Origin of the sequence: Cryptosporangium aurantiacum, assembly GCF_900143005.1 — a bacterium.
In the GTDB taxonomy this organism is placed as follows: Bacteria; Actinomycetota; Actinomycetes; order Mycobacteriales; family Cryptosporangiaceae; genus Cryptosporangium; species Cryptosporangium aurantiacum.
Window position 1 is genome coordinate 1 of record NZ_FRCS01000008.1, and the last position, 22,009, is coordinate 22,009.

The following is a 22,009-nucleotide window of genomic DNA, read 5'->3' on the forward strand; positions in this document are numbered from 1 at the left end:
GTGGGTCCAGGCGGGTGGGCGGTCGCAGCCGTGGAAGCGGCATCCGCCGTCGCGGGCGACCAGGACGCGGCGCATGGCGGGTGGGGGGACGCGGTTGAGGCGTCCGGCGTTGATCGGCACGTCAGCGGGGTCGAGAACCACGCGGTTGATGCCGGCGTCGCAGGCGAGGCGGCGGACGGCTTCAGGGGAGAGCAGGCCGCCGTACTCGGTGATCCCTCCCGTGCCTTCGGTGGGCAGACCGCTGCGGCGTCCGGTCACCCCGGCGATCGCCTCGGCCAACCCGAGATCCCGCGCCGCGCCCCACTCCGGCAGCCCCGCACCGGGCACGCCCGCGCCCGCCAGATCCGCGTCCGCCAGGCCCGCGTCCGCCAGGCCCGCGTCCGCCAGGCCCGCGTCCGCCAGGCCCGCGTCCGCCAGGCCCGCGTCCGCCAGGCCCGCGTCCGCGAGGCTGACGTCGGCCAGGCCCGCGTCCGCGACGCTCCCGCCCGCCAGATCCGCGTCCGCGTCCGCGTCCGCGAGGCTGACGTCGGCCAGGCCCGCGTCCGCGAGGCTCGCGCCCGCCAAGTCCGCGTTCGCGAGGCTCGTATCCGTTGGAGCCGTGCCGGGCAGGCCCGGGTCCGGCAGCCCGGCGTCGGTGTGGGCTGGGATTCGGGGGTGGGGTGGGGTCAGGTCGAGTTCATCGGCCCAGACCGCCAACGCGGCGTCCCAATCGATGCCGGCGCCCCCGGTGTCGTCGGGGTGTTCGGCCCAGTCGGGTGGGACCGGGGCCGGGTCGTCGTCCAGGTAGGCCCATCCAGCGGTGAGGACGTCCTCGCCGTCGAACCGGACCGGGGCCAGCCGCCGTCGTTTCCGGCCCGCCCGGCCGCTGTGCTGCAGATCCCGGGCGTGCACCAGCACCGCCAGATGCGGCTGCTCACCCCCATGAGTCGGAAGATGCGCGGTGTCCAGCCCGAGGCGGAACAACTCCGCGAGCGCGTCATGACGACGCTGACACGGGCTCCGGTCGTCCTCGGCGTCCCGCCGGCCCGAAGCGGCATTCAAATACGTCTGCGCCAACGCACCGGCCTCCGGAGTCAACGTCCCGGCCAAATCCCACGTTCCGCCGAAGGTCTGCGCGTGGTAGACCGCCCGGTCGGCCTCATCCGGCTCCTCACCGTCCTCATCGGGCGCGTCGGTCTCTGGGCGGAGATACGCCTCGATCCGCTTAGAGACGTGCTTCAACGCGGCCGGGTCCATCGTCAACGCCGGACCCAGCAACGCGTCGGCGGCTTCATCCGCCAGGTCCGGGCCGACCTTCTTCGCTAACCGGGCGGCGACCAGCACATGCGCCCGCGACACCCGACCGGCCCGGAACGTCTCGGCGAAGGCCGGGTCGTCGGGCAGATGCCGGGCGACGTCCACCAGTTCCGAGGACTCCACCGGCGACACATGCAACCGGGCCCGCAGCCACGATTTGGTGGAGACCGCTCCGTCGTACTCCACCGCGCCCCGCTGATGCACCACACCCACCGCCGCCACCAGCGCGGCGTCGACCTGCGACCGAATCCGATACAACTCCCGCACCCGCTCACACAAGGCCCCGTCGGAGCCGCCGGTGAAGTCCTCACCAGCAACGACAGCCGCCGCCGCGGCTAACCGTCCGAGCCCTGTGTCCATACCCGCAACCCTATTCATCGCACACCCGTACGGGAATCGGGTGAACGGCATACCCGCACCTATGCCGATCGGTGTAACCGACCAGCCCCAACATCAGATGCGGCGGGGGGCCCGCGAATACGAGCCCTCAGTCGCATTGTTCGCGCGTCGGCTGGCGGATGCTCTGAACTTCGAGCCGATATTCTCCCGAGAACCTCACCGAGATCGCTGTCTCCGGGGCGAGGAGAAGACCGGGATGAACGAACCCTCGGCCGGAAGACCGACACCGGCTCAGGTGGGCACAGAGGAGGAGCTCCGGAACTATCTCCGGACGCTGATGGAGGCGCGGACGAACGTCCGTGCGGTGGCGGCCGAGACCGGCCTGTCGAAGACGACCGTGAACGAACTGCGGATGGGTCGCCGCCGGGTCAGCCTGGACGCGCTGACCAAGGTTGTCTCCGCGTACGCGCCGGCCGAGGTCGCCGCGGCACGGCAGGCATGGCACCGCGTCCAGCCACCCCGCCGCCCCCGCCGGCCGACACCCCCAGACGCGCTCGAAGCGGCCGACCCAGGCAGCGCGGCCGACCCAGGGAGCACGACCGGTCCAGGGAGCACGACCGGTCCAGACAGTACGACCGGCCCAGACAGTACGACCGGCCCAGACAGTACGACCGGCCCAGACCGAGCGACCGGCCCAGACCGAGCGACCCGCCCAGACCGAGCGACCCGCCCAGACCAAGCGGCACCGTCGGCCGAACCGGCGGCGGCCGCGACCCCGGCGGGGCCGAGCACGGCGGGGCCGAGCACGACAGCCCCGAGCACGACAGCCCCGAGCGCGACGGCGGCTTCGGGCGGTGGCGCGCTGCCGGGCGTCCCCCAAAAGACGGAGACCGATGCGGGGCGGGGCGGTAGGAACCGGTGGTTGCCGGTCGGGGCCTGGCCCCGGACCCTCTACGCGGCCTTAGCCGCGCTCGCGGTCGTCACGCTGGTCAACGGCGTCCGGACGGGCGTCGACCGGTGGCCGTCCGACTCGGAGAAGCCCGCAGCCGCGGGCGGACCGTGCCTCTCCCCGGCGCAGGACAGCGTCCCGCAGCTGACGCGGCTCCCGGCCGAACGCAGCGCACCCACCAGGCTCGAGGCGCTCGCGTTCCACCTGCAACGCTCCGACCCGCCGCGGATGGAGATCGCCGCGAAGCTGTCCGAGCCCCCGCCGGACGGCACGATCGTCCAGATGCTGGAGCGGGCCGATCCGAACACGGTCGACTCGACGCCCGGCCACAATCCCGGCAACGGCCGGTACTACCCGCGGCCGTCGATCCGCACGGTCGGATCATGCGTTTACGTTCCAGAGAACCAGATCGGCTACGCCGGGTTCGCCGGGATGCGCCTGCGATACGTCGTGGTATTGCTGCCCGAGCGGTTCGCGAGCAGCATCGTCACCGACTCGCAGGCCGCCGACGGGCTGTCCGGCCAGGACCTGTCGCGCTACTCGTTGACCCAGCTCGCATATTTCGAGTTCCGGGTGTGAACCGATCCGCATTGAGAAACCGTGAGAAAACTACAGAACTGACGCTGGTGGGAAACCTGCACCGGCCACAGTGGCCTTAGGATCGTCGTCCCACCCCCTGCACCGGGAGCATGCGCGTGGAACGTCCGGATTGGGTTTCGGACACGGTTGATCCTGATCAGCCGTCGGCCGCTCGAATGTACGACTACTACCTCGGCGGCTCGCACAACTTCGCCTCCGACCGGGAGATGGCGCGCCGAGCGCTGGCGCTGTTCCCGGACGGTCAGCTCGCCGCCCAAGCCAACCGCGCGTTCCTGCACCGGGGCGTCCGGTACCTGCGCGACCAGGGCATCCGCCAGTTCCTCGACCTCGGCTCCGGCATCCCGACGATGGGCAACGTGCACGAGATCGCCGACGACGCGACCGTCGTCTACGTCGACCTCGACCCGGTTGCGGTCGCGCACAGTGAGGCGATCCTCGCCGACGTCGACCGGGCCGGGATCGTGCACGCCGACATCCGGCGTCCGCAGGACGTGCTGGAGTCGCCGGTCACCCGGCAACTGCTCGACTTCACCCAGCCGGTCGGGCTGCTGATGGTCGCGGTCCTGCACTTCATCGGCTCGGACGACGAGGCGGCCGGCATCGTCGGGACGTTCCGGGACGCGCTGCCCACCGGCAGCGGCCTGGTCCTCGCGCACGCCACGCTGGACAGCCGTCCGGACGAGATGAAGCGGATCGAGGAGGTCTACAAGGCCAGCGCGAACCCGGCGACCACCCGCAGTTACGGGCAGATCGAACGGTTCCTGAACGGGTGGGACGTGATCGACCCCGGCCTCATCTGGGCCGTGCAGTGGAAGCCGGACTGGCCGGACGCGGGCGACCGCGACCCGTCCTGGTGCGGCAACTACGGCGCGGTCGGGTGGAAGCGGTGACCACAGCGCCCGAGGGGCCGGTGATCCCCGTCGGGCAGGTCGACGGCCGTGCGGTCACGATCGCGGTGTTCTCGTGGGAGTGGGCACGGAACTTGAGCGGCACCAGCTGGGTGCCGGACGACCGGACCGTGATCGCCGAGCGGCTACGGCGGCTCGCCGAGGAAGCGGCGGACGCGCTGCTCGGGCACGCGGAACCGTCGTCGACCGGGCGGGCGATCGGCGAGGGGGTGGTCGCGATCGGGTTCGCCGCGCCGGACGCGCTCGGCCGGACGCTGCACCTGCTGGCCGAGCGGCTCCCCGCCGATCTCGGGATCGAGCCGGTGGACGGGAGCGCACCGGCGCTGCTGGCCGCGGTGGGCGTCGGTTTCGCGCGCGCCGCCCACGACCGGACGCTCGCGCAGCAGGACGCGATCCGCAGCTCCGACCTGGTGGCCCGCCAGCGCGCCGAGCGGGCGCTGCAGGCCCAGCTCGCCGGGGCGAGCGGGTTGCCGGTGGGGCGGACCGGCCGTCCGATCGACACCCGCTTCCGCGAGGAGCTGCCCACAGCGCTGGACCGTGGCGAGGTCGTCCCGTACTACCAGCCGATCGTCGCGCTGGATGACGAGCGGGTGCTGGGCTTCGAGGCGCTTGCCCGGTGGGAGCACCCGACGCGCGGGACGCTGCCGCCGTCGGTCTTCCTGCCGACCGCGGCGGACGCCGACCTGTTCCGGACGCTCGGCCGCCGCCTCCGCGAGGACGCGTGCCGCGCGGCGGTGCGCTGGCAGTCCGAAGCCGGGCGTCCGGTGTTCGTCGGCGTGAACCTCTCCCCCGCCGAGCTCAGCGATCCCCGCCTGACCGACGACGTCCGCGGGCTGCTCGAGCGCACCGGGCTGGACCCGGCGTTGCTCCACCTGGAGATCACCGAGGACGTCGTCCTGGGCGACGCCGACCTGCCGCTGCTGCGCGGACTGGCCGCAACCGGCGTGACGCTCGTGCTGGACGACTTCGGCACCGGGCTGTCCCGGTTGTCGATGCTGCCGACCCTGCCCGTGCACGGGTTGAAGCTGGCCGGTGCGCTGCTCGACCCGGTGCGGCAGCTGCCGTTCTCGGCGGCGCAGGCCGGCATCGAGGTGCTCGGTGCGGTGACCGCGCTGGCCGGGCAGCTCGGGCTCACCACCACGGTCGAGGGCGTCGAGAACGCCGCCGAAGCCGGCCTGGCCCGCCGCCTAGGAATCCCCCGCGCCCAAGGCTGGCACTACGGCCATCCGCTACCCGCCGCCGACGTTCGCTGACCCTGCGGCGCCCGCGTTCACCGCGTGCATGAGGCGATGTTCGGTGAGTTGCTCACCCGCGAGTTCGTCGCGGACTCGGCCGCGGTGCAGGACGACGACGCGGTCGCACACCTCGGCGAGTTCCGCGAGGTCCGTCGAGCACATCAGCACGACCTTCCCGTCCGCCGCGAGCCGCCGCACGATCTGCTGCATCTCGGCTTTCACGCCCACGTCGACGCCGCGGGTCGGATCGTCGAGCAGCACGACGTCCGGCTCGGCCTCCAGCCACTTCGCGAACGCCACCTTTTGCTGGTTGCCGCCGGACAACTGACTGACCAGGTCGTCCGGCTCCGCTTTGATCCGCAGCTCGGCGATATGCCGTCGCGCCGCCGCCCTGGCCTTGCCCGGCCGCAGGACGAACCCGCCGCGCCGCCGCGCCAGCCACGACACGCACGTGATGTTCTCGGTGACGGTCTGGTCGAGCGTCAACCCGAGCCCTTTCCGGTCGCTCGGCACGAACGCCACCCGACGACGCACGGCCTCCGCCGTCGTGCGGGGCCGCGGCCGTCCGTCGGGCAGACGGACGTCACCCGAGGTCGGCGCCGCCCGGCCCCACAGCACCTCGAACACCGTGAGGTGCCCGGCGCCCTGCAGCCCGGCCAGGCCCACGACCTCCCCGGCCCGCGCGGTCAGCGAGACGTCGTCCAGCCGGTGCGGGACCGTGACCCGGTCGAGCGTCACCGCACGGTCCCCCAGCTCGCCGGCCGCCGACGCCCCGATCGCTTCCCGGGCCGCGAGCGGTGCCTCGCCGAGCATCGCGGTCACCATCGCCGGCACCGACAGCTCCGCGATGGGGGCCTCGCTGACCACGTTCCGTCCGTCCCGGAGGATCGTGACCCGGTCGGCGAGCGCGGCGACCTCCTCCAGGAAGTGCGAGACGTAGAGGACCGCCTTCCCCCGTGCGGTGATGCGTCTGATCACGGTGTGCAGCCGGGCCACCGCCGCAGCCGGTAGCGCGGACGTCGGCTCGTCGAGGATCACGACGCCCGGATCCGCGAGCAGCGCGCGGCAGATCTCCAGCAACTGGCGTCGGGCCAGGTCCAGCTCCCCGACCGGCGTCCGCAGCGGGACGTCGTCCAGCCCGAGTTCGTCGAGGATCGGCGCGGCCCGACGCGTCATCTCCGCCCGGTCCAGCAGGCCGCCGCGCACCGGCTGGTCGATCACGAACAGGTTGCCGAGCACGTCCAGGTCTCCGAAGAGCGAGAGCTCCTGGGACACCACCGCGATGCCGTGCCGCCGCGCGTCGGCGGGGCCGGTCAGCCGCACGTCGGCGCCGTCGATCGTCAGCCGGCCGGTGTCCGGCGCCACCACCCCGGCCAGGATCTTGGCCAGCGTCGTCTTGCCCGCGCCGTTCTCGCCGAGCAGTGCGTGCACCTCGCCGGGCGCCAGCCGGAGACCGGCGCCGGCGAGGGCGGTGACCCCGCCGTACCGCTTGGTGAGGTCGGTGGCGAGCAGCATCAGCGCGCGTCCTTCAGCGGCCGAAGGTAGGCGTCGGTGTCGGCGAACAGCTTCTTCGCCTCGTCGGCGATCCCGTCCCGGCGTGCTTGGTCGGACGCTTGGCGCGCGATGATCGCGTCGATGTTGCTGGAGTCGACGATCAGGCCGGGTGTGTAGAACCAGCCCTTCGGCAGCTCCTTGCCGTCCTTCACGGCCTCGGCGAGCAACCGCATCGCGACGTACCCCTTGAGGTAGTGCTCGGGTGAGATCGTCACGAAGTTCGTGCCGTCCTTGACCGCTTCCAGCGTCTTGGCGTCCAGGTCGAAGCCGCCGGAGAGCCACTTGCCGCCGGTCTCCTTCTTCAGCCGGGCGAGCGAGTAGCTGTCGGCGTCGCCGACGCCGAGGAACGCCAGCGCGTTGCGGTTCGCGCGGACCTGCGACGACCAGGCGTTGTAGCTCTGTCCGGGGTCGCTGAACGTCTGGAACGGGCCCTTGACCGTGACGCCGGGCAGCTTCTTCGCGAACGTGTCCCGGATGCCGTTGGCCCGCATGTCCAGCACCGGAACGCCCGGGTTCGGAACTCCGAGCACGATCGTGCCCTTGGCGTCCTTCGGGAGCCGCTTGATCGCCTCGTCGGCGAGCTGGGTGCCGAGTTCGTAGTTGTCGTTGCCGACGTAGAGCTCGACCTTGCTGCCGTCCAGCGGCACGGTGTCGAGCGCGACGATCGGGATGCCCTTGTCCACGGCCTGCGCGTACGGACGGGTGAACAGGTCCGGGGCGAGGTTCTCGACGACCGCGCCGTCGCGGTTGGTCGTGATCGTGTTCTGGAACATCTGTACTTCCTGCGGCCCGTCGGTGGTGGCCGGGCCGACGACCTTGAGGTCGATGCCGCCGGCCTCCTCCGCGGCGAACTTGCCGCCGTTCGCCATCTCCAGGGCGAAGTTCAGGCTGATGTTCGCGACGACGAACGACATCTTCTTGGTGCCGCCGGAGCCACCGCCGGAGTCGCTGCAGGCGGCCGCCGCGGCCAGCGACGCCGCGGTGAGCAGAGCGACGCCACAGCGTGCGACGCGTGAGTAGCGAGCCATCGGGGGTTTCCTTCCGGGGGGCCGGCGGAGGGAGTCAGGAGGAGGTGGAGCGGCGGCGGGCCGCGCGGGCACGGCGGAGCAAACTGTCGAGGGCGACGGCGAGCAGGATCACGGCGCCGGTCGCGAACGTCGTCCAATTGATCGGGACGCTGAAGAACACGAGGCTGGCCGCGACCACGCTGAGGATCAGCGAACCGAGGACCGCACCGGGCACCGAGCCGGTACCACCGCGCAGCGGGGTGCCGCCGATGATCGCGGCAGCGATCGCCATCAGCTCGTAGCCGGTGCCGACCGTCGGGTCACCGGCGACGAAGAACGAGAGCGCGAGGACACCGGAGACCCCGGCGAACAGCCCGGTCACCGTGAGGGCCTTGATCCGGACCCGGTTCACCGGGATGCCGGTGAACGCCGCGGCGTCCGGGTTGGACCCGACCGCGCGGATCTGCGCGCCGAACCGGGTCCGGGTGAACACGACCGTCATCAGCGCCGCGGACAGCACCAGCGCCCAGACCGCACCGGGCAACCCGAGGATCGTGCCGCCGATGACCTGGAAGAACGGGTGGTCCTGGTCCAGGCCACCGACTTGCTGACCGTTCGAGAGCGCGAGCGCGAGGCCCTTGTAGAGCGAGAGCGTGCCGAGCGTCGCGATGAACGACGGCACCTGGACGTAGGTGGTGAACAGGCCGTTCAGGAAGCCGAGGAAACCGCCGATCGCGATGGCCACCACCGCGGCGATCCACGGGCTGAGCCCGTCCCGGATCAGCAGCGCCCCGACCACGATCGTCAGCGCGTACGTGCCGCCGACCGAGAGGTCGACCTCCCGCATCGCCAGCGCGAACACCATGCCGATCGCGAGGATCCCGATGTACGACGACTGGCGGGCGATCTCGGTGAGATTGTCGGCGAGCCAGAAGTCCGGCTGGAACGCGCCGACGACCACGACCAGCGCGACCAGCACGACGAGGACGCCTGCCTCCTCCCGCAACCAGGTCACCGAACGCCGCCGCGGAGGCGGCGCGGCCGATTCCACGGCCGGTGGCGGCTCCGTTCCGGTCGCCGAGCGGTCGGTCATCGGGGGTGCCTCCTCGCGGCCTGCGGTCACCCTGGTCAGGAGCCGGGGCCGCGGTGTGCAGCAGGGTGGTCCGGTCCCTGGCCGGTCACAAGGACGTCGTTTCAGTCACCGAAACCGCTCGGCTACGGAATCGCGTCAGCGAGGACCGATTTCACTCACCGAAATGCGTCCCTTGTCCTTTGCGCCGCCGACGGACCACGCTGCGCAGCGCGGTCCGGTGGGGCCCTCTCACTCCGCCATCCCCGCCGGCCGCTTTTCCAGAAGGAGCCTCTATGTCCCCCCGTGTTGCGGTAATCACCGGTGCAGCCCGCGGGCTGGGGCAGGAGTTCGCGGTCGCCCTGGCCGGCCGCGGGTGCCCGGTAGCCGGGTTTGACATCGCCGACCAGTCCGTCACGCAGAAGCGAATCGAGGACGCGGGCGGCAGCTTCCTGCCGGTTCCGGTCGACGTCACCGACGAGACCTCGGTGCGGGCCGCGGTGACGACCGTCGCCGACTACTTCGGTGGCCTCCACATCGTCGTGAACAACGCGGGCATCTTCCCGCCGATCCTGTTCGAGGACACCACGCTCGACGACTGGCACCGGATCCTGCGGCTCAACCTCGACGGCCCGTTCCTGGTCACCCGCGCGGCGCTCCCCCACCTGCGGGCGGCCAGCTGGGGGCGGGTCGTGAACATCGTCTCGGCGGTGGTGTTCCTCGGTCCGCCGGACCTGGTCGCGTACACGACGTCGAAGGCCGGGCTGGTCGGCTTCACCCGCGCGCTGGCCACCGCGGTCGGCGCCGACGGCATCACGGTGAACGCGATCGCGCCCGGCCTCACAGCCACCGAGACCGCGATCGCCACGACCGGCGCCGACGGCGGCTTCGACCGCGTCCGCGCGCTGCAGGCGGTGCCGCGGACCGAACGCCCGGAGGATCTGATCTCGACCCTGCTCTACGTGTGTGACGAGGGCAGCGGCTTCCTCACCGGCCAGACGATCAACGTCGACGGCGGCTCGGCCCGGCACTAGGAGGCCGTGATGCCCTTCGGGCCTGGTCAGGAAGCCGTCCTCGCCGAGCTGTGCGATCTGATCGTCCCCGGGTCGGTCGCCGCGGGTGCGCTCGCGTACGTGGAACGGGCCGTCGCGGGGCTGACCGCCGCGGAGGAGGACCAGCTGCACGCCGCGATCGGTCTGCTCGGCGGTGGTCAGGCCGGTGCCGAGAGCCTGGCCCGGCTCACCGGCACCGCGGCGTTCGCGCTGCTCCGGCGGCTGGCCATCGAGGCGTACTACGGCGACTTCACTCCGCCGGGGCACACCGGGCCCACCCCCCACGAGACGATCGGGTTCACCCCACCGGCGGCGACGCGGCTACGCAAGGACTGGTCGTTCCTCGACGGCACCACCGCACCGGGGGGCGACCCCTACGACACCACCGGCCCGGTCCCGCGCACGGCCGACGTCGTCGTGGTCGGCTCCGGCGCGGGCGGTGGCCTGATCGCCGCCGAACTCGGCCGGCGCGGCCACGACGTCCTGGTCCTGGAGGCCGGTGGTTACCACCCGGCCGAGTCCTACACCCGGTTCGAGCTCGAGGCCCGGCACCGGCTCTGGTGGCCGATCCGCTTCGCCCAGACCGGCGACGCCGGTGGACCGGTGGCGCTGCTCGCCGGCCGGTGCGTCGGCGGTTCGACGGTGATCAACACGAAGGTCGCGATGCGGGCGTCCGAAGCCGACCTCGCACGCTTCACCACCGCAACCGGTCTCGACGTCGACCTGGAGCCCTGGTACGGCTACGTCGAGGCGATCCTCGGCGTCCGGACCCGCGCCGACTGGACGCCGAGCGTCCACCGCCTCGCCGCCGGGTTCGGCGCGCTGGACGCCACGCTGGAGCCGGTCCGCTCCTACACCGACCACAACTGCACACGTTGCGGCGCCTGCCTGACCGGCTGCCCGAGCAACGCGGGCAAGTCCGCGCTCAACGCGTTCCTCGCGCCGGCCCTGGCCCGCGGCGAGGTGCGCGTCCGGACCCACCGGACCGTCGAGGAGGTGCTGCTCGCCGACGGTGGCACCCGCGCGGTCGGCGTCGCGTACCGCGGCCAGGACGGACGGCGCGCGGAGGTCCACGCCCCGGTCGTGGTCCTCGCCGCGGGCGCGTTGCAGACACCGCTGATCCTGCTCCGGAGCAAGCTGCCGGACACCCCCAGCAGCCGCCAGATCGGACGGACGCTCGGCCTGCACCCGGCCCGCCTGGTCTACGGCCGGTTCGACGAGCCGCAGGACTGCCACCAGGTGTATCCGATCACCGCGCACTGCGTGGATCACCAGGACGACGCGGACGGCGGCTTCGTGATCGAGGGCACGACGATCCAGGACCCGGTCGCGTTCGCGGGGAGCCTGATCGACACCGCGAACCACCCGCTCTGGGGACGGCGGCTCGTCGAGGTCGTCGGCCGGTACCGCTACTGGGCGGGCATCCTCGCGATGGCGAACGACGAGAACACCGGCGTGGTCGAGCGCGGCGCCGACGACGACGCGGTCGTGACGAAGCGTTTCTCGGAGGCGGAACGGGTACGCCTGGCGGATGCGCTGGCCTTCAGCGTCGCGGCGCTCCGGGCGGCCGGCGCGCGCGAGGTGGTGTGGAGCGGGTTGTCGACGTCGCACGTCCAAGGCACCGCTCGGATGGGCGACGACCCGGCCCGGTCGGTCGTCGGCCCGACCGGACGGAGCCACGACGTCGCCGGGCTCTACGTCGGGGACGCGTCGCTGGTGCCCGCCTCCCTGTCGGTCAACCCGTCGGTCACGGTGATGGCGCTCGCGGCCCTGGTCGCCGATTCCCTGCAGAAGGAGCTCTCGTGAAACCGGTCGACGCGCTGCTGGAGATCCTGCGCAGCGAGGGCGTCCAGCACGTGTTCGGCAATCCGGGAACCACCGAGTTACCGCTGCTGGACGCCCTGGTCGACGCGCCCGACCTGCGATACGTCCTGGGGTTGCAGGAGGCGTCGGTCGTCGCGATGGCCGACGGGTACGCGCGCGCCACCGGACGCACCGCGTTCGTCAACCTCCACGTCGCCGCGGGGCTGGCCAACGGGCTGATCGGGATGCTCAACGCGAGCCGCTCCCGCACGCCGATGGTCGTGCTGGCCGGGCAGCAGGACCGTCGGCACCTGCAGGCCGATCCGATGCTCTCCGGCGACCTGGTCGGGCTGGCCGCGCCGGTCGCGAAGTCCGCCGTCGAGGTGCACCAGGCCTACGACCTTCCGGTGCTGCTCCGGCGCGCGTTCGCGCTGGCCCGGCGCCCACCGGCTGGGCCGGTCTTCGTGTCGGTCCCGATGGATGTGCTGGAGGAGGAGTCCTCGATCGTGGTCCCGCCTCCGTCGCGGGTGGCGGGCCCCGGTGCCGTCAACGACCATGCGGACGCTGTGCGTTTGCTGACCGGCGCGGCGTCACCGGTGATCGTGGCCGGCGACGGCGTCGGGCGCGAGGGGGCGGTCGACGCGTTGGTCGCGGTGGCCGAGCGGCTCGGGGCGCCGGTCTGGTCACAGCCGATGCACGACGGCGTCAACTTTCCCGGCACCCATCCGTTGCACCTGGGGATGCTGCCGCCGCGGCACTCCGCGATCCGCTCGGCGCTGGAGCCGCACGACGTCGTGCTGATCGTCGGCTGCCACGCGTTCATGCCGCACCACTACACGCCGGGTCCGGCGATCCCGGAGGGCACCGCGGTCGTGCAGCTCGACTCCGACCCGGACGAGCCCGGCCGGAACTTCCCGGTGGCCGCCGGTCTGATCGGCCCGCTCGGCCCGACGCTGCGCACCCTGGACGCCGCCCTAGCCGAGGCCCTCGCGTCGCCGCCGTCCGCGGGCGCACCCGGGGCCGCGGGGCCGGTCGGGGCCGCGGGGCCGGTCGGGGCCGCGGGGCCGGTCGGGACCGATGCGGCGGCGCGGATTCGGGAGCGGGCGGCGACGGTGGGGGCTCGGACGCGCGCGGACCGGGCCGCGATCGACCAGGACGCGCGGGAGCGATACGGCCCGGCGCCGCTCGACCCGCTGGCCGCGATGCACGCGCTCGCCGACGGGCTGCCGCCCGACGCCGTCGTGGTCGAGGAGGCGATCACCGCGGGCCTCGCGCTGCGCTCGGTCCTGCGGCCGGAGCGTCCGCGCTCCTATGTGCACACGGTCGGCGGCGGGCTGGGCTGGGGCATCGGCGCCGCGGTCGGCACCCGGATCGGCGACCCGAGCCGTCCCGTCGTCGCGGTACTCGGCGACGGCTCGGCGATGTTCGGACTGCAGGGCCTGTGGAGCGCCGCGCGGTACGGCGTCCCCGTGACGTTCGTCGTCGTGAACAACGGCGAGTACCGCACGCTGAAGGACACGCTCGACGGCTCGAAGAGCCGGTCGACCGAGCGCGGCGAGTACCTCGGCCTGGACCTCCCCGGCCTGGACTGGTGCGCCGCCGCGAGCACGTTCGGGCTGGCGTCGACCCGGGTGAAGAACGCCGCCGAGCTGCACGCGGTGGTGGCCGGCGCGGGCGACCGGCAGACGCCGTTGCTGGTCGAGGTTCCGGTCACCACGCACGCGCACAGTCCGCTCACCGCAGCCAGCGGTGCCTCCAGCGCGGAGGCGACGTGAGCGTTGTTGCCGCCGGGGGCGCAGAAGGCCACGATCAGCGAATGGACCAGCCGGATAGTGCGGACGGCAGCGACGCCGTGCCGAAGTCGGTGCTGGCGCGCGGGCTGCGGCTGCTCGACGCGTTCACCGCGACCGACGTCGACCTGACCCTCTCCGCGTTGGCCGAGCGCACCGGCCTCCCGAAACCGACCGCGTACCGGCTGCTCAACGAACTGGTCGCCTGGGGCGGCGTCGAGCGCACCACCCGCGGCTACCGGCTGGGGATGAGCCTGTTCGTCCTCGGTCAGCGGGTGCCCCGGCACCGGGAACTGCGCGAGGCGGCGCTGCCGTACCTGGAGGATCTGTACGAGGCGACGCACGAGAACATCCACCTGGCGGTGCCGGTCGGCAACGACACGCTGTTCCTCGAGAAGGTGAGTGGACACCGCTCGACGCCGATCGTCTCCCGGGTCGGCGGGCGGTTACCGGCGTACTGCACGGCCACCGGCAAGGTGTTTCTCGCGTACGGGTCGCCCGACCGGCTGCGGCAGGTGGTGGAGGCCGGGCTGACCCGGCTCACGCCCCGGACGATCGTGATGCCCGGCCTGCTGCGGCAGGAGCTGGCGCGGGCGCTGGAGCGTGGGTACGGCGTCAACCGCGAGGAGGCCGAGGTCGGGGTGTCGGCGGTGGCCGCGCCGGTGTTCGACCATCGGCGGTGCGTCATCGCGGCGATCTCGATCACCGGCTGGGCGCAGCACCTCGACCTGGAACGCCTGGCTCCCGCCGTCCGAACCGCGGCCCTCGCCTTGTCGCGCGAGCTGGCCCGCGACACCGCCAACGGCACCCTCCGCTGGACCGCGCGCTAACACTCAGCGGGCCGCACTCAGATCTGCCGTGGTGTGGTGGGCGACGAGCGGGGCGAGCGTGGCGTCGAAACGGGCCAGTACCTGGCGGACGCGGGCCTCGGCCAGCGGACCCAGCGCGTCGTAGAGCTCGCCGAACACCGCCCGGGCACGCCGCCGCGGCCAGTCGGCGGGCAGCACCTCCTCGGGCAGGTCCGGGTCGAGCGCGGGGAACGTCCGCCACACGTCCATCAGCCGGGTGCGCGCGATCAACGCCTCCGCCGAGCCCACGTCGCCGCCGTCCAGCCGCTCCCGCAGCGGGCTGGTGTCGGCGAGGAACGCGTCGTACGCGTGCCGGATCTCCCCCAGGTCCCACGCCGAGATCAGCGGTGTGCCCACCGCCTGCTCGGCGCGGAGCACCGCGGCGCTGCTGATCTCCAGCTCGTCCAGGAACTCGCGGACCTCGTCGGTCGAGGCCCGCGGCGAGACCCAGACGCCGTCGAACAGCGGCGCGAACCCGAGCCAGCGCAGCCGGCTGCGCAGCAGGTGACGCAGGTCCCGCTGCTCCTCGGGCAGCGAGAACGTGGCCAGCGTCCAGACGCCGTCCCAGGACTGCTCGCCCGCACCGAGCTGGACGATCCGGCTCGAGCTCTGCACGATCGTCCGGGTCGCCGACGCCGAGAGACCGTAGTACGTGTTGCGTCCGACCTTGCTGGACTCCAGCACCCCGCGGCGGGCCAGGCGCCGCAGCGCGGCCCGCGCGCTGACCTCGCCGACGTCGAACTCCTCGACCAGCGCCACCAGCGCCGCCGACGGAAGGTGCTCCCGGCGTCCGTTCCAGTAGTCGCCGAGCAGCGTCACCAGCAGGTGCTGCGGTGAGGTGCCTGCCTGCCTGCGCGGGAGCGGGATGTCGGTGCTGTCCGCCTCGAGCCCGGCGGTGACACCGCCGTTCACGGGCACGGCAAAGCCCGCAGCGACCTCTGCGCTCGTCGAGGGGGGCATCTCCGGATCATACGAACCCCGGCCGCGGGGCGACCGGCGCGACCCTCGCCGCCGCGGCACCCCACCGCTCGCGGCCCGGCCGGCACCACCGCCAGCAACCCGGCCGGTTCCACCGCTCGCGGCCCGGCCGGCACCGCTCGTTCCGGCCCGATCGTCCGGCCGGGGTGGGCCGCCGGACGTCGAGCCGGACCCGGTCACCGGCCCGTGACGGTCGCGGGCTCCGGCCAGTCGGGAGCCTGCGAGGGCGCGGACCCGCCGTCGCCGCGGGAGCGCCGCAGACGGTCCCACCGGCCCCGCAGCCACGGCACCACCCCGGCCGGCATGAACAGCAGGACGCCGATCAGCAGCACGGCGTACGCGGCGTACCCGAGCACGGTCGGCGCGTAGCTCGGAGCGCCCGGCCGCGTGCTCAGGTCGTTGAGGACCTGGACGACCAGCGTGACCGCGACCGTTCCGACGACCGGGCCCCAGCGGGTGCCGAGCCCGCCGAACACGGCCATCACCACCCACTCGACCGACATCGCGATCGTGAACGAGCCCGGCGCGATGTAACCGAGGAAGAACGCGTAGATCCCGCCGGCCAGCCCGGCGAACGCCGCCGACAGCGCGAACACCGTCACCTTGTAACGGGTCACCGGAATGCCGCTGGCCGCGGCGGCCTGTTCGCTGCGGGCCAACGCGCGCAATGCCCGGCCCGGGCGGCTGGCGACGATGTTCGCGGTCAGCAGCAGCACGACCGCGACCGCTGCCCAGGTGAGCAACGCGTACTCCTGGGCGTCGTCGAGCGTCACCGAGCCGACGCCGAACTGCGGGATGCCCTGCAGTCCGATCGCACCACCGAAGAACTCGATCTCGGCCGCGACCGACAGGATGATCAGCTGCAGCGCCAGCGTCGCGAACGCCAGGTAGTGCCCGCGCAGCCGCAGCAGCACCGCGCCGAGCAGCGCCGCCGCCGCTGCGGCCACCAGCGGCGCGGCCACCAGCCCGACCAGCGGTGGCCAGCCGTGCACGGCCGGGATCGCCGCGGTGTAGGCGCCGACCGCGTAGAACGCCGCTTGCCCGAGCGAGACCTGCCCGGCGTACCCCATCAGCAGCGAGATGCCGGTGACCGCGAGCACGGCCAGACCCATCAGGACGTAGATCGACAGCCGCGTGTCGTCCAGCACGAACGGCAGCGTCAGCGTGACGACGACGAAGCCCGCACCGACCAGCCACGCCCGCTTCATACCGCCATCGCCTCTCGCTGCCTGGTGGCGCGGACGACCATCACCAGCACCATGAAGCCGAGCGCGACCTCGGTCTGGAACGAGCCGTCGACGTACCCGGCGAACAGCGTCTGGCCGATGCCCAGCAGCAGCCCACCAGCCAGCGCGGCACCCGGCCGGTCGAGGCCGCCGAGCACGGCCGCCGCGAAGCCGTTCACCGCGAGCGCCACGTCACGGTCGAACGCGATCGACTGCAGCGGCGTCAGCAGCACCCCGGCGACGCCGCCGAGCAGCCCGGCCAGCGCGAACGCGTAGAGCCCCATCCGGCGCACGTCGATGCCGGCCAACCGCGCGGCGTACGGGTTCGACGCGCACGCGGTCAGCCCCTTGCCCAGATAGGTGCGGCCGAAGAACGCGCCGAGCGCGGCGAACGTCGCCGCCGCCACGGCCATCACCAGCAACCACTGGTGCTGGATCCGCACGCCGCCGATCGTCAGCACACCGGAGAGGCCGTCGAATCCGCGCGGCTGGTCACCCCAGATGACGATCTCCACGGCGTAACCGAGGAAGCCGAGTCCGAACGTGATCACCAGCGACGCCAGCGGCGGCGTGCCGGGCTTGCCGATCGCGATCAGCCCGACCAGCAGTCCGACAGCACCCGCCAGCAGCACACCGCCGATCTCGGCAACACCGTGCGGCCAGCTCGCGGAGAGCAGCGAACCGGCGGCCAGGCCCGCGACGACCGGGAACATGCCTTGCGCGAAGTTGACCACGCCGGTGACCCGGTGCACGACGACAAAGCCGCTGGCGAGCAACGCGATCGTGCAGCCGAGCGCGGCGCCGGCGATCAGGTAGCCGAGGAAGTCGCTCATCCGAGGCCGCCGAGGTACGCCGCGGCGACGGTCGGGCTCGCCCGCAGCTCTTCCGACGGCCCGGCCGCGACCACCCGCCCGGCTTCCAGGACGTAAGCGCGGGCGCACAGGTCGAAAGCCAACGTCGTCTCCTGTTCGATCAGCAGCAGGGCGAGCCCGCGATCGCGGTTGAGCTCGGCGAGGTGGGCGGCCAGGTCGCGGACGACGAGCGGCGCCAGCCCCAGCGACAGCTCGTCGACGGCGAGCAGGTCTGGGTCGGCCATCAGCGCCCGGCCGACCGCGACCATCTGCTGCTGGCCGCCGGAGAGCGAACCGGCCTGTTGGGTGCGGAGCCGGACGAGGTCGGGGAAGAGGTCGTAGATGCGTGCGGGGTCGCGGCGGGACCGCTGGTTGCGCCAGGCGCCGAGCCGGAGGTTGTCGTCGACGGTGAGCGAGGCGAACAGCTGGCGGCCCTCCGGGACCTGGGCGAGCCTGCCGTCGAGCCGGACCCGGCCCGCCGCCGGGCGCACGACCCCGGACAGCGTGTTGACCAGCGTCGACTTCCCGGCGCCGTTCGCGCCCACCAGCGCCACCATCTCACCGGCCGCCACGTCCAGGTCGACGCCGTCCAGCGCGGTGGCGGTCCCGTACCGGACGACCAGCTCACGCACTTCCAGCATCCCGGTCCCCCTCCCTCGCTGAGTCAGCCCCTGCGCCATCGGCCGCCGCGGCCCCAGCCGCCTGGGCCGCGCGACCGCCCGCGGCAGCCCCGGGCGCAGCGGGTCCGCCCGCGGCGGAGCCCGGCGCGGCGGAGCCCGGCGCGGCGGAGCCTGCCGCGGGGTCGGCGGGGGCGCCGAGGTAGGCCGCCACCACGGCGGGGTCGCGCCGGACCTCGTCCGGGGTGCCCTCCGCGATCACCGCGCCGAGGTCGAGCACCGTCACCCGGTCGGCCAGCCGGGAGACGAACCCGACGTCGTGCTCGACGAGCATCATCGTCAGCCCTTCGCCGCGCAGACCGTCGATGACGCCGGCCAGCGCGGCACGCTCGGCGCCGCGCAGCCCGGCGGCCGGCTCGTCCAGCAGCAGCAGACGCGGGCGGGCACACAGCGCCCGCGCCAGCTGCGCCCGGCGCTGCTGGCCGAGCGGGAGCGACTCGGCCGGGACGTCCGCCCACTCGGCGAGGCCGACTCGCTCCAGGGCCGCAAGCGCGGCCTCGCGGATCTCGCGTTCCTCGCGGCGGCACCGGCGCGAGCGGATCGCCGCCCCGAGGAACCCGTGGCGCGCGCTGGTGTGTGCGCCGACCATCACGTTCTCCACCGCGGTCAGCCCGGGGAACACCCGCGCGCCCTGGAACACGATCGCGACGCCCTGGGCTGCCCGCCGGTGGGCGGGCAGCCGGGTGACCTCGTCGCCCTCCAGCGCGACCCGCCCGGCGTCCGGCCGGAGCAGACCCGCGACCAGGTTGAACAGCGTCGACTTGCCAGCGCCGTTCGGGCCGATCAGGCCACGGGTTTCACCGGACGGGACGGCCAGGCTGACGTCCCGGACGGCGAACACCCCGCCGAACGACCGCGACAGGTTGTCGAGACGCAGCACCGGCGTCACTTCGGCAGGTTCGTGCTCAGCTGCTGGGTCATCCACGGCGTCGGGGCGAACTTGCCGCCGGTCACCGTGGCGATCGCGACGTTGTCGGTGCTCAGGCCCGAGTGGTCGTCGGCGGTGTAGCGGTACCGCCCGTTCGGGGTGAGCAGCGACAGCTCCTCCAGCGCGGCCTGCACCTTCTTGCCGTCGGTGCTCCCGGCCTTCCGGATCGCCTCGGCCAGCACGATCACGCCGCAATACCCGTCGACCGCGAACTGCGGCGGGGGCGTGCCGTACTTCTTCTGGTAGTCGGTCGCCAGCTCGTCCACGGCCTTCTTCAGGTCGGAGTCGGGCAGGTCCGGCCCGATGACGCCGATCGCGCTGGACAGGATCACCTTCTCGGCGGCGGCGCCGGCCGGCTTGGTGAACAGCGGCGTGGCCTGCGCGCCGGTGAGCACCAGCGGGATCGTCAGCCCGGAGGCCGCGAACTGCTTCGTCGCGATGACCGCGGGCGGCCCGGTGGCCCAGAGGAACACCGCCTGCGCGTCGGAGCTTCGCACCGGGGAGAACACCGCGCTGAAGTCCTGGGTGCCGGTGTCGAACGCCCGGTCGACCACGACCGTGACGCCGTAGTCCTTCGCCTTCTCCTTGACCGCCTCGTACCCGGCCACCGCGTAAGAGCTCTTGGTGTCGTGCGCGAGCGCGATCTTCGTGATCTTGCTGGCCTGCAGGTACTTCAGCGTCTGCTCGGCGTAGGTGGACGACCGCGCCGGGATCTGGAACGCGAACTTCCGGACCGGGTCGACCTGCTGATCGGCCGCCGCGAGCGAGATGTACGGCATCGAGTTGCGCTCGGCGAGCGGGATCGCGGCCAGCGCGGAGTTGGAGAACGAGGAGCCGATGACCGCGACCGCACCCTCGTTCTTGTGCGCGTTGAACGCCAGCACCGACTGGTCGGGCTGGGTCTTGTCGTCCTTGACGACGAGTTCGATGCGCCTGCCGTCGATGCCACCGTCGGCGTTGATCTGCTCGACGGCGATCTGGGCGCCCTGCTGGTCGCCGGTGCCGAGGGCCTGATAGTTGCCGGTGAGGGGCACGGTCAGGCCGATCCTGATCGGACCGGATTCGGAATCCTCGCTGCCGGAATCACATCCGGCGAGCGTGGCCGCTACGAGCACGGCCGCGAGGAAGGGAGCCATCCGGATCCGCACGGTGAACCTCCTGGCGTCGATGCCATGTGGTGAAGCACACATTCGGGCCGCTCGTGATTCGGCAATCTAGTGTCGTGACGATCGCCGGTCAATATGTAGTGGAAATGCCATTTCCACTGTGGAAAACCGAATGTGACGCGAATACCCAGACGGTCTGTTTCATCGCAGACGAACAGTTTCCAACCTGCGGTTGATCAGCTGAATCGAAGACGACCAGGCAACCTTAAAGAAACCCGATCCGCGACCTATCGCAGTCCCCACCGGCCGTCCCATCAGCGAATGGCACGGCAGGCTGATCCTCACACATTTCCTGGCGACGGTGGCTCGACGCGTTCGCTCCCGCGGTCGCTCCGTCCAGGACGGCCCGACCGTTGGAGAGCCGCATGCCGGACCCCGACCAGCCTCCCCCGCTGACCCACCGCGCCCGGGTGCGGCGCCTCACCGACGCCGTCGACCGGGACGCGGTCGCCATCGCGGTGATCCGCGCGCTGCGCGCCAGCCGCGGCATCGACAGCACCGGCCGCGGCATCGACGGCACCGACCAGAGCGCAAGCCACAGCACCGGCCAGAGCACCGGCCGTCCCGCCGACGCCGAGGGCACAGCGTCCGAACGGGAGGGAAACCCGCGCTGGGCCGCGGTCACCCCGGTGGTCCGCGACCACGTCCGGATGTTCACCCGGATGCTGCTTTCGGGCACCCAGCCGACCCGCTCCGAGCTGCGCGCGCTCGCGCTGCGGGCCGCCGCCGCGTCCCAATCGCCGGTCGAGGAGCTGCTGCACTCGTACCGGATCGGGTCCGAGGCCGCGTGCCGCGCGGTGCGGTCGGCCGCCGGGCCGGACGACCTCGCGGCCGTCCTCACGGTCACCGAGGAGATGATGGCGTACGTCAACCTGATGACGGCCGCGGTCGTCCAGGCCAGCCTCGACGACCGCGACCTGCGGCGGTCGGAGCGTGAGCGGCGGTTCCGGCGCCTGTTCGACGCGATCGACGGCGCCGCGGCGCTCACCCCCGACCTGGTCGAGCTGGCCGAGGACATCGGCCTCTCCACGACCGGCCCCTACCTCCCGTTCGCGGCCGCGCGGCGGGGCGCCGGTGCCGCCGAGCACGCCCGCCTGGCCGCGGAGCTGACCGCCGCCGGCGGGATGCTCGCGTTCAGCGAGGGCGAGCGCATCGACGGGATCTGCGGTGCGCCCTCGCAACTGGACTGGCTCACCGAGGCCGACGGCGTCGCGGTGGCGGTGGGCACCGGAGCGTCCCGCGGTCGGCTCGCGGCCGCCTGCCGTGACCTGCACGTCGTGATCGACGTCGCGGTACGGCGCGGCCGCACCGGGCCGATCGGGCTCGCGGACTTCGCCCCGGAGGTGCTGGTCGAACTGTGCCCGGAGGTCAGCGACGCGCTGACCGCGCGGATCTACGACCCGCTCCCGGCCGAGCTGCAGGCGACGCTGCACGCGCTGGTCGCGTTCGGCTTCGATCGGACGACGACCGCTGCCACGCTCCACATCCACCGCAACACGCTGCTCTACCGGCTGGGCCGGATCGAGGAGCGGCTCGGCCTCGACCTGAGCCGCGCCGCCGACCAGGTCTCGATCTACCTCGCCACGCTCCGCCGCGACCGGATACGGGGCGCGCAGCCCACGGCGATCGCGGCGCGCCGCGCGGGAACACACCCCAGGGAGCGCGTCCGCCTCGCCGTCGCCGGTTCGAGCGGCCGACCCGAATCCTGGCGGAACGAGCGCGCCGACCCCTGA

The 22,009-nt window shown here is 72.7% G+C and carries 18 protein-coding genes; 8 read left to right on the forward strand and 10 right to left on the reverse strand.

Going from position 1 to position 22,009, the window contains the following annotated elements; genetic code table 11:
• A partial coding sequence (locus BUB75_RS25050; protein WP_178379975.1) for a DUF222 domain-containing protein occupies positions 1 to 1,656 on the reverse strand: 1,656 nt, incomplete at its 3' end.
• Positions 1,657 to 2,557: 901 nt separating this feature from the next.
• Between BUB75_RS25050 and BUB75_RS25060 the strand changes: the two genes are divergently transcribed.
• The 3 genes from BUB75_RS25060 to BUB75_RS25070 all read left to right on the forward strand — a co-directional run bounded on the left by BUB75_RS25060 (position 2,558) and on the right by BUB75_RS25070 (position 5,345).
• Entirely contained in the window at positions 2,558 to 3,163 is a 606-nt protein-coding gene (locus tag BUB75_RS25060; RefSeq protein WP_073260277.1) for a hypothetical protein, read from the forward strand.
• 116 nt (positions 3,164 to 3,279) lie between these two features.
• A complete protein-coding gene (locus BUB75_RS25065) occupies positions 3,280 to 4,074 on the forward strand; it encodes an SAM-dependent methyltransferase (protein ID WP_073260593.1) in 795 nt (264 codons plus the stop codon).
• Positions 4,071 to 5,345: an EAL domain-containing protein gene (locus tag BUB75_RS25070; RefSeq protein WP_178379976.1), complete on the forward strand. Its 1,275-nt coding sequence runs from the start codon at positions 4,071 to 4,073 to the stop codon at positions 5,343 to 5,345. Before BUB75_RS25065 ends, BUB75_RS25070 begins: the two co-directional genes overlap by 4 nt.
• Here the strand turns inward: BUB75_RS25070 and BUB75_RS25075 are convergent.
• The 3 genes from BUB75_RS25075 to BUB75_RS25085 are packed head-to-tail and all read right to left on the reverse strand — an operon-like array spanning position 5,322 to position 8,981.
• Positions 5,322 to 6,842: a sugar ABC transporter ATP-binding protein gene (locus BUB75_RS25075; protein WP_073260279.1), complete on the reverse strand. Its 1,521-nt coding sequence runs from the start codon at positions 6,840 to 6,842 to the stop codon at positions 5,322 to 5,324. The two genes, BUB75_RS25070 and BUB75_RS25075, sit on opposite strands and share 24 nt — an antisense overlap.
• Complete coding sequence (locus BUB75_RS25080; RefSeq protein ID WP_073260280.1) at positions 6,842 to 7,909, reverse strand: sugar ABC transporter substrate-binding protein; 1,068 nt, start codon at positions 7,907 to 7,909, stop codon at positions 6,842 to 6,844. Before BUB75_RS25080 ends, BUB75_RS25075 begins: the two co-directional genes overlap by 1 nt.
• Positions 7,910 to 7,943: 34 nt before the next feature.
• Positions 7,944 to 8,981, reverse strand: a complete 1,038-nt coding sequence (locus tag BUB75_RS25085; RefSeq protein ID WP_084741684.1) for an ABC transporter permease — start codon at positions 8,979 to 8,981, stop codon at positions 7,944 to 7,946.
• Positions 8,982 to 9,253: 272 nt separating this feature from the next.
• On the opposite strand from BUB75_RS25085, the gene BUB75_RS25090 reads away from it, so the two are divergent.
• Genes BUB75_RS25090 through BUB75_RS25105 form a run of 4 tightly spaced genes read left to right on the forward strand, consistent with a single transcriptional unit; the run spans position 9,254 to position 14,432 of the window.
• Positions 9,254 to 9,991 carry an SDR family NAD(P)-dependent oxidoreductase gene (locus tag BUB75_RS25090; protein ID WP_073260281.1) on the forward strand — a complete coding sequence of 246 codons (738 nt, stop codon included), beginning with the start codon at positions 9,254 to 9,256 and terminating at the stop codon, positions 9,989 to 9,991.
• Positions 9,992 to 10,000: 9 nt separating this feature from the next.
• Positions 10,001 to 11,815: an FAD-dependent oxidoreductase gene (locus tag BUB75_RS25095; protein WP_073260282.1), complete on the forward strand. Its 1,815-nt coding sequence runs from the start codon at positions 10,001 to 10,003 to the stop codon at positions 11,813 to 11,815.
• Positions 11,812 to 13,587 carry a thiamine pyrophosphate-binding protein gene (locus BUB75_RS25100; RefSeq protein ID WP_073260283.1) on the forward strand — a complete coding sequence of 592 codons (1,776 nt, stop codon included), beginning with the start codon at positions 11,812 to 11,814 and terminating at the stop codon, positions 13,585 to 13,587. Before BUB75_RS25095 ends, BUB75_RS25100 begins: the two co-directional genes overlap by 4 nt.
• Before the next feature lie 41 nt (positions 13,588 to 13,628).
• The gene (locus tag BUB75_RS25105; protein ID WP_073260284.1) at positions 13,629 to 14,432 is read left to right on the forward strand and encodes an IclR family transcriptional regulator; all 804 of its coding nucleotides are present in this window, start codon (positions 13,629 to 13,631) and stop codon (positions 14,430 to 14,432) included.
• A gap of 3 nt (positions 14,433 to 14,435) precedes the next feature.
• Here BUB75_RS25105 and BUB75_RS25110 read toward each other — a convergent pair whose 3' ends face one another.
• The 6 genes from BUB75_RS25110 to BUB75_RS25135 all read right to left on the reverse strand — a co-directional run bounded on the left by BUB75_RS25110 (position 14,436) and on the right by BUB75_RS25135 (position 20,246).
• A complete protein-coding gene (locus tag BUB75_RS25110; RefSeq protein ID WP_084741685.1) occupies positions 14,436 to 15,410 on the reverse strand; it encodes a PaaX family transcriptional regulator in 975 nt (324 codons plus the stop codon).
• Between the two features lie 194 nt (positions 15,411 to 15,604).
• Positions 15,605 to 16,636 carry a branched-chain amino acid ABC transporter permease gene (locus BUB75_RS25115; RefSeq protein ID WP_073260285.1) on the reverse strand — a complete coding sequence of 344 codons (1,032 nt, stop codon included), beginning with the start codon at positions 16,634 to 16,636 and terminating at the stop codon, positions 15,605 to 15,607.
• Complete coding sequence (locus tag BUB75_RS25120; protein WP_073260286.1) at positions 16,633 to 17,487, reverse strand: branched-chain amino acid ABC transporter permease; 855 nt, start codon at positions 17,485 to 17,487, stop codon at positions 16,633 to 16,635. Before BUB75_RS25120 ends, BUB75_RS25115 begins: the two co-directional genes overlap by 4 nt.
• A complete protein-coding gene (locus BUB75_RS25125; protein ID WP_073260287.1) occupies positions 17,484 to 18,146 on the reverse strand; it encodes an ABC transporter ATP-binding protein in 663 nt (220 codons plus the stop codon). Before BUB75_RS25125 ends, BUB75_RS25120 begins: the two co-directional genes overlap by 4 nt.
• Positions 18,130 to 19,071 carry an ABC transporter ATP-binding protein gene (locus BUB75_RS25130; RefSeq protein ID WP_073260288.1) on the reverse strand — a complete coding sequence of 314 codons (942 nt, stop codon included), beginning with the start codon at positions 19,069 to 19,071 and terminating at the stop codon, positions 18,130 to 18,132. The genes BUB75_RS25125 and BUB75_RS25130 overlap by 17 nt, the downstream gene beginning before the upstream one ends.
• Positions 19,068 to 20,246: an ABC transporter substrate-binding protein gene (locus tag BUB75_RS25135; protein WP_073260596.1), complete on the reverse strand. Its 1,179-nt coding sequence runs from the start codon at positions 20,244 to 20,246 to the stop codon at positions 19,068 to 19,070. Before BUB75_RS25135 ends, BUB75_RS25130 begins: the two co-directional genes overlap by 4 nt.
• 395 nt (positions 20,247 to 20,641) lie before the next feature.
• Here BUB75_RS25135 and BUB75_RS25140 point away from each other — a divergent pair, with 395 nt between their 5' ends.
• Positions 20,642 to 22,009 (forward strand): PucR family transcriptional regulator, encoded by a 1,368-nt coding sequence (locus tag BUB75_RS25140; RefSeq protein ID WP_073260289.1) that lies wholly within the window; start codon positions 20,642 to 20,644, stop codon positions 22,007 to 22,009.